14 protein-coding genes and 1 tRNA gene are annotated in these 13105 nt (G+C 40.5%); 6 read left to right on the top strand and 9 right to left on the bottom strand.

Annotated features, from left to right (window positions below):
* Positions 1-85 precede the first annotated feature (85 nt).
* Positions 86-166: transfer RNA gene (locus tag B4G94_RS17275), tRNA-Tyr, on the bottom strand.
* A 287-nt stretch (positions 167-453) separates the two neighbouring features.
* On the opposite strand from B4G94_RS17275, the gene B4G94_RS17270 reads away from it, so the two are divergent.
* The 6 genes from B4G94_RS17270 (at position 454) to B4G94_RS17245 (ending at position 6599) form a co-directional block, all read left to right on the top strand.
* Complete coding sequence (locus B4G94_RS17270; protein ID WP_104384792.1) at positions 454-1086, top strand: peroxiredoxin; 633 nt, start codon at positions 454-456, stop codon at positions 1084-1086.
* An 85-nt stretch (positions 1087-1171) separates the two neighbouring features.
* Entirely contained in the window at positions 1172-1486 is a 315-nt protein-coding gene (locus tag B4G94_RS17265) for a thioredoxin family protein (protein WP_108635449.1), read from the top strand.
* Positions 1467-1721, top strand: a complete 255-nt coding sequence (locus tag B4G94_RS17260) for a DUF6952 family protein (protein ID WP_286860428.1) — start codon at positions 1467-1469, stop codon at positions 1719-1721. Before B4G94_RS17265 ends, B4G94_RS17260 begins: the two co-directional genes overlap by 20 nt.
* A gap of 371 nt (positions 1722-2092) precedes the next feature.
* On the top strand, positions 2093-4567 hold the full coding sequence (locus B4G94_RS17255) for a PIG-L family deacetylase (protein WP_286860425.1): 2475 nt from the start codon (positions 2093-2095) through the stop codon (positions 4565-4567).
* Positions 4568-4576: 9 nt separating this feature from the next.
* A complete protein-coding gene (locus B4G94_RS17250) occupies positions 4577-4786 on the top strand; it encodes a hypothetical protein (RefSeq protein ID WP_077436917.1) in 210 nt (69 codons plus the stop codon).
* 97 nt (positions 4787-4883) lie between these two features.
* Complete coding sequence (locus tag B4G94_RS17245) at positions 4884-6599, top strand: sodium:solute symporter (protein WP_286860422.1); 1716 nt, start codon at positions 4884-4886, stop codon at positions 6597-6599.
* A 364-nt stretch (positions 6600-6963) separates the two neighbouring features.
* On the opposite strand, the gene B4G94_RS17240 is transcribed toward B4G94_RS17245, so the two are convergent.
* From B4G94_RS17240 to B4G94_RS17205, 8 genes are all read right to left on the bottom strand, one after another.
* On the bottom strand, positions 6964-7833 hold the full coding sequence (locus B4G94_RS17240) for an N-acetylmuramoyl-L-alanine amidase (protein ID WP_286860419.1): 870 nt from the start codon (positions 7831-7833) through the stop codon (positions 6964-6966).
* Complete coding sequence (locus B4G94_RS17235; protein WP_108635444.1) at positions 7833-8870, bottom strand: DUF3078 domain-containing protein; 1038 nt, start codon at positions 8868-8870, stop codon at positions 7833-7835. The genes B4G94_RS17240 and B4G94_RS17235 overlap by 1 nt, the downstream gene beginning before the upstream one ends.
* Positions 8871-8893: 23 nt before the next feature.
* Entirely contained in the window at positions 8894-9655 is a 762-nt protein-coding gene (locus B4G94_RS17230) for a hypothetical protein (protein ID WP_286860415.1), read from the bottom strand.
* 61 nt (positions 9656-9716) lie between these two features.
* A complete protein-coding gene (locus tag B4G94_RS17225; RefSeq protein ID WP_286860413.1) occupies positions 9717-10550 on the bottom strand; it encodes a glucosaminidase domain-containing protein in 834 nt (277 codons plus the stop codon).
* Positions 10551-10565: 15 nt separating this feature from the next.
* Positions 10566-11087 (bottom strand): glucosaminidase domain-containing protein, encoded by a 522-nt coding sequence (locus tag B4G94_RS17220; RefSeq protein ID WP_108635441.1) that lies wholly within the window; start codon positions 11085-11087, stop codon positions 10566-10568.
* Between the two features lie 22 nt (positions 11088-11109).
* On the bottom strand, positions 11110-11745 hold the full coding sequence (locus B4G94_RS17215) for an O-methyltransferase (RefSeq protein WP_286860482.1): 636 nt from the start codon (positions 11743-11745) through the stop codon (positions 11110-11112).
* Between the two features lie 241 nt (positions 11746-11986).
* Positions 11987-12616 carry a GTP cyclohydrolase I FolE gene (folE, locus tag B4G94_RS17210; protein ID WP_108635440.1) on the bottom strand — a complete coding sequence of 210 codons (630 nt, stop codon included), beginning with the start codon at positions 12614-12616 and terminating at the stop codon, positions 11987-11989.
* Positions 12617-12644: 28 nt separating this feature from the next.
* Positions 12645-13058 (bottom strand): 6-pyruvoyl trahydropterin synthase family protein, encoded by a 414-nt coding sequence (locus B4G94_RS17205; RefSeq protein ID WP_108635439.1) that lies wholly within the window; start codon positions 13056-13058, stop codon positions 12645-12647.
* Positions 13059-13105 lie beyond the last annotated feature (47 nt).

Genomic DNA, 13105 nt, shown 5'->3' with positions numbered 1-13105 from the left:
AATGGAGTTATATAAGCCGTTGGCCCAATATGCTCATCGATTTTGACAGGAAAATTTAAAGTGAAATTTATAAAGGAAAAAAATGTGGAGGGAGAAGGATTCGAACCTTCGAAGCCGAAGCAACGGATTTACAGTCCGTCCCATTTGACCGCTCTGGAACCCCTCCAGCATTGCGCTATTTTGAAATAGAACGTCGCAAAAGTAGCTTTTGCACATCAATTGTGCAACTATTTTGACGCATTAATCTGTAACTACCCCAGTATGAATTGTTTTATTTTTTCAAGAAATCCCTGTTCGGTCCGCCGCCTCTCAAAGACCTTATATTAATATAATAAAAACTTATTGTTATATTCTAGTCATAATAGATTTTGATGATAGTGTATTGGTAAAATCAATTCGCTTTTTGAACCGGGTTGCCTTATCTTTGTGTCAACAAAAAAAGAAAGATATATTATGAGTTTCACAGGTAAAAGTTTTCCAAGCATTACAGTAGATGCAATTGATTATTTAGGTGACAATTTGCAGATCAACATTTTCGAAAAAGCAGTTAAAGAAGGTAAAAAAGTACTTTTGTTCTGGTATCCAAAAGATTTCACTTTTGTATGTCCTACAGAATTACACGCGTTCCAAGAGGCTGCTGCTGAATTTGAAAAACGCAATACAGTCTTAATCGGTGCTTCTTGCGACACAAACGAAGTTCACTTTGCTTGGTTAAACACTGCAAAAGATAATGGTGGTATCGAAGGTGTTGAATATCCTATTTTAGCTGATACTAACCGCAACTTATCTAGCGTATTGGGTATCCTAGACGTTCAAGAAGTTGAGCATCCTGAGTACGGTACATTGGCACAGGGATCTGCTGTTACTTACAGAGCTACTTATTTGATCGACGAAACTGGCCGTGTATTCCACGAGTCTGTAAACGACATGCCTTTGGGCCGTAACGTAAAAGAATATTTACGCTTGATCGACGCTTACGCTCACGTACAAAAATTTGGCGAAGTATGTCCTGCAAACTGGGAAGAAGGTAAAGATGCAATGAATGCAGACAGAAAAGGTGTAGCTGATTATTTAGCTAAACACTAACAATAAAGGACCTCAGGTCTTATCAACAGGGGCCTTTATCCCGGCTCCTGTTGATTTCTCCATCAATCACCTTAATAATAAAATCATGTTACAAGAATTAGAAAACGATAATTTACAAGAAATTGTAAACAATAACGATATTGTGATGGTTCAGTATGCTGCTACATGGTGTGGTAACTGCAAAATCATGAAACCAAAATTCAAGAAATTGTCCGGCGAAAACGAGAGTGTTCCTTTTATCATCGCTGATGCGGAGAAATTTCCTGAATCACGCAAATTGGCAAACGTCAATAATCTGCCTACATTTGCTGCATTTAAAAACGGTAAATTGGTGAATCAAGTACAAACAAATAAGTTGGACGCATTAGTAGAATTATTCAATGAAGCTGCCAGTAATTAAACATCTTACAGAATTCATCGAACAAAATGATGTAGACTATATCCTGGAGACCATCGATACATTGGAAGCTCTTACAGAAGCTCCATTGAAAGATGAGGAACTCGACGTGATCGGTGAATTAATTTCTAACCTATACGGTGCCGTGGAGGTTGATAAATTGATAAAAGAAGGCAATTCGAAAAAAGACGCCTTAAATATGTTCATGAAACGTGTTCTAGGAGCAATTGACAAATAATTTTGCTTGACTAAACACACTGAAGTGAAACTTTCTTTTCATATTTTTAGTTGCCCAAAAGCTAAATTGTTGACAAAATTTAGCAATGTGGAAAACTAATTGAAGGAATCTGACAGAACTAAATATTTTCTACATATATTTACTATGTTAAAGGTTGCCACTTGGAGCGAAGCGACAAAATAACTATTCTCTAAAAATTCGTTTCAGGAAAAAATATTTTAATTGTTAAACGGAAATTTCAACTTGGTTGGAATTTCCGTTTTTTATTTTTAGACGAATCTTAAGCTAACGTCCTTATTTTCTCTGATTTTCACCTTCTTTACAGCAAATAATATACATTAAAATTACAATGCGCAACAATGCTGTTTTGGATGAAATCTTTATCTTTAGGCATGCGAAAACCCTTTCTTTCTGTCATTGTTCTATTGGCCAGCATGCTGTCAAAGTCAACTGTACAAGCACAAAATCCCCAGTGGAATGCCGCCGAGATTAAGCTCAACCTGGAAAAATTGAATGTTTTAGGCTCCGTTCTATACTTTGCCGCACATCCGGATGACGAAAATACCCGACTGATCGCCTGGCTGGCCCAGGAGAAAAAATATAGAACGGGTTATTTATCCCTGACCCGTGGTGACGGGGGACAGAATCTTATCGGCACCGAACAAGGCGTTGAATTGGGACTGATCCGTACGCAGGAGCTTCTTGCTGCGAGAAAGATCGACAAAGGGGAACAATTTTTCTCTTCAGCTTACGATTTTGGCTTTTCAAAGACACCCGAGGAAACATTTGACTTTTGGGACAAACAACGGGTGCTCGCCGAAGCAGTATGGTTGATCCGCAAATTCAGACCTGACCTGATCATAACGAGGTTTCCACCCGATGCCAGGGGTGGCCATGGGCATCATCAGGCCTCCGCAATGCTGGCACATGAAGCATTCAAAGCCGCTGCTGACCCTAAGCAGTTTCCGGAACAGCTTCAATATGTAAAACCCTGGCAGGCGAAACGCCTTCTCTGGAATACCTTTAACTTCGGCGGACAGGACAATACGCGTGAAGACCAGCTCAAAGTGGACATCGGTAACTACAATGCGCTGATAGGTGCCTCATACGGTGAAATTGCCGCGCATAGCCGCTCTTCCCACAAAAGCCAGGGCTTCGGATCTGCCGCCCAACGTGGCTCTTCCATTGAATATTTTGAATATGTCGACGGTGCCCCCGCAACAGCTTCTCCGTTGGAAGCAATAGATACTTCCTGGAAACGAATACCAAATAGCGGAACGGTACAATCATTGATCGCAAAAATCAATCAAAACTATCAGATCGACAAACCGGAATCGGCCTTACCTGATCTGCTCCAGCTTTATAAAGCACTCGACCAGATCAAGGATGATTACTGGCGGGATCAAAAGAAAAAAGAAGTCGAAAAATTGATCCTTGCCTGTAGCGGGATCTGGTTTGAAAGTGTCGTAAAAAATCCGAATTATGCGATGGGCGATCAGATCAATGTCGAAAACGCCGTTATTGCAAGACGTCCAGGCGTTACGGTGCAGCTGGTCAAACTAAATGATAAAGAGATCCATAAAAACCTGGTCAACAATCTTCTTTTAAAAGATTCTATTTCAGTAAATGCATCAATTTCTACACAGCCTTATTGGTTAAATGAACCACACGCTAAGGGGAAATTTAATGTCAGTGATTTTAATCTGACCGGTTATCCAGAAAACCCCAATAATCCAAAAGTACGCTTTGAATTAATGATCAATGGTACTGCAATTACGTTTGACCAGCATATCCAATATAAGTACACGGATCCTGTTCGTGGTGAAATCTATAATCCGGTCGTCATTCTGCCACAGCTCACAGCAAAGAGCTCAAGTCCGCTGGCGTTGACCCAAAATGCAAAATCCGTCAAGGTAAATCTGGCGTTCCAAAAAAATGGGCAGGCTCGGTCACAGTCATTTCGCGTAAACGCTGTTGGCGCAAAAGGCTGGGAAATAAATCCGGCTTCATTTGAACTACAGTTTACCTCTGGTGTTAACAGCCTCTCCAAAGAGATCACAATAAGTCCCTTAGAGGCAACTGTTTCATCCATTGATACGCTTCTTTTCCAAGTTGATCAAAAGGATAGACTAAAGGAGACAAAAACAATAGGCTATAACCATATTCCGGAGATTGTCTACTTTCCTGATGTAGCTATAAAAATGAGCAATATCAACCTGATCAATGCGGTTAAAAAGATCGCTTACATCCATGGGGCGGGAGACCTTATTCCCGAATCGCTCAGCGCGATTGGCATCCAAGTGGACGTGCTGACAAGCGAACAGCTTTTAAAAAGTGATCTATCGAGCTATGATGCAGTCATCTTGGGCGTAAGGATCTTCAATGTCAATAAAGATATCGCTCAGATTCAAAATAGATTATTGGGCTATGTCAATAACGGCGGAACCGTTGTCGAGCAATACAACGTAAGCAACGGCTTGGTTTCCAAGAATATCGGCCCCTATGCGTTTAACCTTGGCAGAAATCGGGTTACCGACGAGCTGGCCACTGTTCATTTTGACGAAAAGGATCCCGTTTTCAATTATCCCAATAAAATTACTAAAGCGGACTTTGCCAATTGGGTACAGGAGCGGGGTTTGTATTTTGCCGAAAATATCGATAAAAGATACCGTACACCGATCAGCATGCAAGATCCGGGTGAATCATTGCATAAAGGCTCGTTATTGATCGCTGACTATGGAAAAGGGAAATTTGTCTATACATCCCTATCTTTTTTTAGACAATTACCTGCGGGAATTCCCGGAGCTTACAGATTATTTGTAAATTTGTTATCAAAATCAAAATAAAATATCACAATGGAAAATCAGATTGACAACAACTGCACAACGATTGATGCTGGAAAAGCAAAAGGAATCATCCTTTTAGTCGCTGTAGTATTTGGTGCATTAATTGGCTTCACTGCAAATGAGACATTTTTGAGTATCATTGGTGGTGCTGTTATTGGATTGATTATCGCTGCGTTTTTTAACAGTGTTATCTATCCTCAAAAGGCCTCAGATAGATAAACTATAGGATGAATAGCTGGAAGCGCTACTACTGGATGGTCGTTATCTGGCTATTTATATTTATCCTTTTTCTGTACTTTTTTACAAAACATTATTCATGAGTACAGTAGATTGGGCCGTTCTATTACTGACACTTTTGTCAATTGTCGCCTATGGCATTTATAAAAGTAGAGGGATCAAAAATATTGATGGCTATCTTTTAGGCAATCGTTCTTTGCCTTGGTACCATGTCGGACTTTCGGTAATGGCCACTCAGGCGAGTGCCATTACTTTTCTGTCTGCTCCTGGATTAGCTTACTCGTCGGGGATGAGTTTTGTACAGTTTTATTTTGGCCTCCCATTGGCCATGATCGTACTCTGCATTACTTTTATTCCGATATTTCATAGACTGAAAGTCTTCACAGCTTATGAATTTCTCGAGAAACGTTTTGATGTCAGGACCCGGGGGCTCACAGCCTTATTGTTTTTAATTCAACGGGGTATTTCCACTGGCATCACTATTTTTGCGCCATCATTAATTATTTCAGCTATTCTTCATATTGACCTGACCTTAACAACCTTGGTCATTGGAAGCTTTGTGGTTATCTACACTACCTATGGAGGCACAAAAGCTGTCTCCCATACACAACTGCTCCAAATGAGCATTATATTTGGGTCACTGCTGGTGGCAGGAATGCTTGTCATCCATCTGCTTCCAGCTGATATCGGTCTTTCAAAAGCACTCCATATCGCTGGTAAATCAGGTAAAACCAATGCACTGGACTTCACTTTCGACCTGAATAACAACTATACGCTATGGACTGGGCTGATCGGAGGTTTTTTCCTGCAGCTTTCTTATTTCGGCACGGACCAGAGCCAAGTAGGCCGTTACCTTACCGGATCATCCATAAAGGAAAGCAGAATGGGACTAATTATGAATGGTCTTTTAAAGATCCCCATGCAATTTGCTATCCTATTGATCGGTGTGCTGGTATTTACCTACTATCAATACCACCAACCTCCGATTTTCTTCAATCAGGTAGAAGTACAGAAGTTGAAAGATAGTCCGTATGCGGCCTCCTACCAGGAGCTTGAGCGCAAACATACGCAGCTATTCCAGCAGCGTGAATCTGTCGTCAACGGGCTCAGTACTGCGCTGGATCATGATGCTAAGGAAAACATCGAAGCCTCACAAACGACATTACATCAATTGAATGCTGAAATGCAGCTGGTAAAAGACAGTACGCTGACGCTTATCAAGAAAAATAATCCTGCTGCCGAGACAAATGATAATAACTATATATTCCTTTCGTTTGTAACCCAAGCCTTTCCAAAAGGTTTGATCGGCTTATTGATTGCCGTTATTTTCCTGGCATCTATGGGTTCTACCGCCAGTGCTATTAACTCCTTGGCTTCGACGACAACGATCGATATCTACAAACGTTTTATTAACCGCAATGCAACCGAAAGGCAGGATCTCCTCTGGTCTCGTATATTTACCTTGATATGGGGAGTCTTCACCGTGATTATTGCACTATATGCGAATAGATTGGGCAATTTATTGGAAGCAGTAAATATCTTAGGATCTTTATTTTATGGCACTATCCTCGGTATATTTATCGTTGCTTTCTATCTGAAAAAAATTCAGGGGAAAGCAGTTTTCCTAGCAGCTGTCCTTTCTGAGGTCATTGTCATCGGCGTTTGGTGTCTCGACAAAATTCCATTTCTCTGGCTGAATCTCCTCGGCTGTTTAGCTGTAATAATAATCGCTTATTTTATACAGCTTTTTCATAACAATCAGACTGCAACACCGGATACCAGGGTTAATCAATAGTAAACAGTCCGAAAAGATTGGCTATTCCGTACGAGCTCAAATTAGGGCCTTGATTGCAAACGGAACTCAATTGGGGAAATCATTTCCTAAACCCCGTGAAGATTGAAATAAAGAGGCTGTATCATAATTGAAATTCATGATTGACCAGAATTAAATTTGGATGCATACTTTAAATTATCGAAATAGTATGAAAAAGGACCAAATTCTTAATATATTGGTCCTCTTTTGTTAAATCGAATGTCGTACAAAATTTTATTTGGTCTCAAATCGCCAAAACTGACTTTTGATACAGCCCCTTCCATGTTGTGCACAGAGATGTCAATGTCTTATTTGGTAACATTTGTCGAAATTTGCTTGACGGCAATTAGTATTTTTTATAAATATTATACAATACACTCTTATCATACAGCGTCAGCTCAGGCGTTGTATCACGGACAATAAATTTCCGCTTAAATGCGACGATCGCTGCCTTTAGGTTAGCGGTATCATACCCGATGATTTTAAGCGCATCACTGGCATTAAAACTATCAGGAGGGGTAATTAGTTGGCCTTCATCATACCAGATACCAAATCCTCTTTCCGCAAGCTTCTTCCAGGGGAAGAATACACTGGGGTCATTCTTGCGTGAAGGAGCGATATCTGCATGACCGATAAAGTTATTGTCAGGGATCAGATAGCGTGATTTTAAAGTATCCAACACCGTCATCAGCGAATTGATCTGGGCATCTGGAAAAGGCTCCCTGCCATTATTGTCCAATTCTATTCCGATAGAGCAGGAATTCATGTCCACAATGGATCCCCACTTTGCAACACCGGCATGCCACGAGCGGACATAGTCATTCAGCATCTGGATAATCTCACCGTTGCGGCCGATCACATAATGTGAACTCACCTTGGTCCGTGGAATCTGGAATGTCTTGATGGTCTGAGCGACGCTATCTTGTGCCGTATGGTGGATAATCACAAAGTTTGGCTTGCGAACATCATAGTGAATAGCTTCTGCTTGACGCCATTCGGGGTGAACCCCGGTTTTCTGCAGGAAGATTACCTTTCTCTCCTGGGGTGTCAATCGATTTGTATCGGGCTTGACCTCAACAACTTTTTCCTCCAGGACAACTGCCGGGGCAAAAGAAGCGACCAACGGTTTGGACACAGCGGCATGTCCCTTGGACTTACAGCTCGCCAAAGACATCAACACAGCAAGTATGATCCCAATTGACACTGGTCTAAACATTATTTTGGTAAACTATATACAATTCCCATGGCCAACGACTGGCTCAACTGAACTCTTGAAATAACATCCGGATCATAGATCATAATGCCGTTTAGATTGACGTTGATTACCCGGGTCACTTTTGCTGTTACGGTAACATCCAGACGATGGGTCGGATCCGAAATCTTCTCATAGTCCGCGAAGAGATTGTAACGTGCCTTCACATTCAATTTATCCGTAAAGTTCTTATCCAGGTTGCCCGTAAGCTGGAAAGCGAGTGCATTCGCAAAAGAACGGTCTTCTTTGACACCAAATCGTTCCCCTGTTCCTACCGTAGGGTTGTTAGGGTCTCTATAATAACCGTACTTCTGAAAAAAACCTTCTCCGGAACGAGGTTTTACTCGCTCATCCAAAATAAAGGTCTGCCGCGCGGTACCTGTACCAAAACGTAACGAAAACTCATTGCTCGGCTTATATTCAAGACCGAATGATTCCGTTAGATAGGCGGGCGCCATAAAGGCATTTTCAATGTAATCTATAGTGTCTTTGCCATTCACGGTTTTATACTTATACCCCGCATCAAATTGCGATTCAAAGGTAACCGATGTAAACAAGGCCCAGTTTGCCGACAATTTATAAGATAACTTGTTATCCCAAAATATCCGGTCATTGTTCTTTTTAGCGATATTATTCGTATTCTTGATCTTACCGTAACGAAGGTCTACCTCGGTCACAAAATTAAAGTTGTCCCGCGTATAGTCTGATTTATGATTGGCGTTGAGGCCAACAGCGATGGAACCGACACCACCACCTTTCCAGTTATCATTAAAGGATGCCTGGTTTAAATTGATACCAAACTTGGTCCAATGCTTCCAGTAATCTACTTCAAGATTGAGCTTGGGTACCACCGGACGAATGGTTTTGATATTTAAAGGTTGCTCTTTTTGTACAGAAATTATGGTATCTGGTTTTGCTCTAAGATCCTTCAGATCCTGTGCCCTTATGCTCGTAAAAGAAAGGCAAAGCATAGCCATGCCCACAAAATTGAATAATTTCATTCTGAAAACGTCTATTTTTTTGTTTACGGTACTAATTTATAATTAATTGTTGGAAAAGGCTCTATAAAATATTGCGAAGGGTTCAATCGGTAACGTGAATAGCAGTCTTTGATGTAATTTGTTACTTCGTAATCACTCGCCGCCAGAATGAAAAAATAGGACGGTCTAAATATTCGTCTAAATTTTTCGGCTTCCTCAAAACTGAGTCCTGTAACTTTACTGATGAGCTCCTTCGTAAATTTATAATCAATCACATTCTCCTTATAATCGTTTTCTATGGTTTTAGTCAGCCTACGCGCTCTTTTAGCCTCTTTGCTAAATAAACTATAAATGGAGTTTATACTCAGTCCTGCTCCGGTAGGACCGACGGAAAAGACATCTCCATACCCCGCCAGGCGGTAGGCTTTCTCATAATCTTCCTTTGCTTTCTTCAGAATTTCTTCGGGGCTCTTTCGTGCGGACACCTGAACCTCATCAATGTAGATTGATTCACGCAATAAATGAAACAGCAACAAACCTTTATTGTCAACGGAAAGGGTGTCTGAAAAATAGCCTTTGCTCATAGCGACAACCTGATCACCTATCCGGGCAGAAAAGTCAAATTCGCCTTTAATATTATTATAGATTACTTCGCCTGTGCGGAGATTGGCGAGCTTCACATTTCCGATACGTTGTTTGGTGTTTTTGTCAAATACGATACCTTCAACTCTTTTTTCCTGACAAAAAAGTAGCGGGATACAGCCGAGGATGGCCGAAAATAAAAAAATATATCGTAATAGCTTCACTTTCGTAAAACTACTATATCGCCATACAAAACTGAAATATTTAACATCTTTTAAAGCGTAACTATTTAGATATAACCAATAGCTGTCCTAAGGACAATGCTTCATCTGTTAAGTCATTTAGTGTTTTGATCTGTTCGACAGAGACATTATAGCGTTTGCTCAGCGAATAAAGGGTATCCTGTGCTTTTACCTCGTGAATACGCATCGCCACGGGGCTTTTGATTTCTTCGGTCTTGACCACAGCAGGAGGGGCCTCCTGAACCTGTTGCACGATTTCCTCTTGCACGGTCTCTTCACGTACCACCTTCTCCTTCGGCGTCTCTCCCCGGTCGTACTGATCAAGATGATATCGCTCGATCATTTCTATCAATAAATCCGGGTAACGGGGATTGGTTGCATATCCCGCAGCTTTAAGCCCTTTGGCCCAGCCTTTGTAGTCATTTTTGTCCAACTTGAACAAACCTGAATAACGGGGACGTAGCAGGAATTCGGAATGATCCTTAAACGATTGCTCGGGATTATCGTATACACGGAAGCAGTCGTTGATATTATCGTCGGGGCGGGTCACGGATTTACCTTTCCATACACCACCGCACTTAATACCGAAATGATTATTTGCTTCACGTGCCAGGTAGCTGTTACCATTGCCAGACTCCAACAGGGCCTGCGCAAGTTTGATACTGGCCGGAATGCCATATTTGTTCATTTCTGCAATTGCGATATCTTTATAATGAGCAATGTAGTCATTTCCTGCCATGGAAGGCCGACCTGAAGAAGAAGATGAAGAAGTTTTTGAATTGGAGCCGGATTTAGCCGATGATAATGTGCCTCTCCGGCTTGAACATGATGTAATCAACATCATGAATACAATCATGCCATAAAAAAACTTCTTCATGCAATACTTTCGTGCTTATTTTTTTGTAGACGAGAATTTATTTTGCTTGGAATCATTATCAAATACATCAAGATGATATAGTTTAATCGTCTTAAGTACCTTCGCTGTCCAGTCTCTACTTGTAGAATACCCCGAACGAGCAATTGCCTTTACCCAAGCTTCATATTTTTCTCCCGGATGTTTTTCAAAAAGACTTTGAGTAGTCTTTTTTCTTTTTACTATTCCTACAAAGTCATCATATGAGTCCAATACAGACCGATAACCTTTGTAAGCTGACCGAATAACGGTACTATTGTTTCTTCCTTTGACACCAAAATGGTTATTCAAATTCTTTGCTATCCTGCTACGCCCATTTCCGCTTTCATGCATAGCGATGGCTAGGATAACCGATGCTGGAACGCCATGTTCCTCCATCATTTCTTTTGCTATTGGACTGTACTTATCGACATATGCCGCACTTTGAGCTGAAACTTTTGAAATCCCAAAAGTTGCTAAAGCCAGTAACAGTACAAAGCTTTTTAATTGTTTTAAATTCATGAAGAATGTTTTAGTTCACAAATTACTTCTTGCGCAATGCAAAAAGTCCGTCTCGAATCGGTAGTATTACCTTTTCTACGCGCTTGTCCTGAGCTAAACGTGCATTCAAATCAATGATCTGCTTTGTTTGGTTGTCTGGTTTTGAATCCAACACCTTACCTTTCCATAAGACGTTGTCAATCAAAATAAGTCCCCCAGACGGAACTTGATTTATTATCGTTTCGAAATAATATAAATTTCTCTTTTTATCAGCGTCAATAAATACCAGATCGAATGTTTCGTTCAATGTGGGTATAATCTCTGCTGCGTCACCAATATGATATCGGATCTTATCTGCGAATTCAGACCCTTCAAAATACCCTTGGACTCTTTCCTGTTGCTCTTCATTGATATCAATGGTATGTAATATCCCATCCTGTTGAAGACCCTCCGCGAGACATAATGTTGCATATCCCGTAAAAGTTCCGATCTCCAAAATACGTTTTGGAGCAACCAATTTACTCAATAAAGAAAGAACTCTTCCCTGGTAATGACCAGATAACATATGGGGCATTGTTTCCTTCAAATATGTCTCCCGATTTACCCTTTTCAGTAACGAATTTTCTTCGTCTGTAGTATGTTCCAAATAGGACTCTAAATCGTTGGCAACAATTTCCATAACCACAAAGGTACCAAAAAACATTTTTATGATAAAAATATTTTTTTATAAAAAACTGATAAACAGCATGATATAATTATCGGTTTGTAAAGAGATTTTTTAGCGACTAGCCTTAAAAGCCCAAAAACGCACTATCCCCATTTTTTGATTTTTATATTTCTTTCCCGATTTCATCAAAAAATAAGCCCTCGTGAAGACGTGCTTCGCGAGGGCTTATTTTTATTATTTAGCGATAAAAATACTAAGCAAGATCGGCTGTGATCAGGCGTAAAAATTCGGAGCGTGTTACGTCATTTTGAAATGCGCCTGTAAATGCGGAGGTCGTCGTAACGGAGTTCTGTTTTTGTACCCCACGCATAGCCATACACATGTGTTTGCACTCCATCACCACAGCGACTCCACGGGCGCCCAAGGTTTCCTGAATACAATCTCTGATCTCATTGGTAAGACGTTCCTGTACCTGCAGACGACGGGCAAAGATATCCACGACACGAGGAATTTTACTCAAGCCTACAATATGACCGTTTGGAATATAGGCAATGTGTGCCTTGCCAAAGAATGGTAACATATGATGCTCACACAAGGAGTACACTTCAATATCCTTTACAACCACCATCTGGCTATAATCTTCCTCAAACATGGCTCCTCTAAGCACTTCTGCAGCATCAATATCATATCCATGCGTTAAAAATTGCAGGGCTTTAGCGACACGCTCAGGAGTCTTTACCAGACCTTCACGCTTGGGGTCTTCGCCCAAACATTCCAATATATCTGTATAATGAGAAGCGATGCGATCTACTTTTTCAGTATTGTATTTGTCGATCTTAATATATCCATCCAACTCTTCGCTGTCAAATGAGTGTTGACTCATAGTTTCTACTATTTAAATGTATTAAAGATTAATCGCCAAAATATTCGACGTAGTTATTTTCGGTTTCATGCAAACGTACACTATGCAATGCAACTCCTTCTTCCTCAAAAAGCGGTTTGAGGATTTTGAATATCTCAATAGCGATATTTTCTGTAGAAGCCATGACGTCTTTCATAAAATCAACATCCAAATTGAAATTACGATGATCCACTTTGTCAATAATGTTGCGGTTGATAATTTCTTTCATGATCTTTAAATCGATCAAAAAACCAGTTTCGGGATTTACTTCCCCCTTGACCGTGACAAAAAGGTCATAATTGTGCCCATGCCAATTTGGATTAGAACAAAGCCCAAACACCTGTTCGTTTTGTTCATTGCTCCAATCTTCACGATACAGCTTATGTGCTGCACAAAAACGTTCACGACGAGTTATAAATATCATAATAATACAAAGATACGGCTTTAAGGCCAATTTTAACATTTCTATTT

This window comes from Sphingobacterium sp. UBA7625 (genome assembly GCF_002484085.1).
In the GTDB taxonomy this organism is placed as follows: domain Bacteria; phylum Bacteroidota; class Bacteroidia; order Sphingobacteriales; family Sphingobacteriaceae; genus Sphingobacterium; species Sphingobacterium athyrii.
Note: the sequence above shows the minus strand (reverse complement) of the source record. Positions and strands in the feature narration are given on the sequence as shown.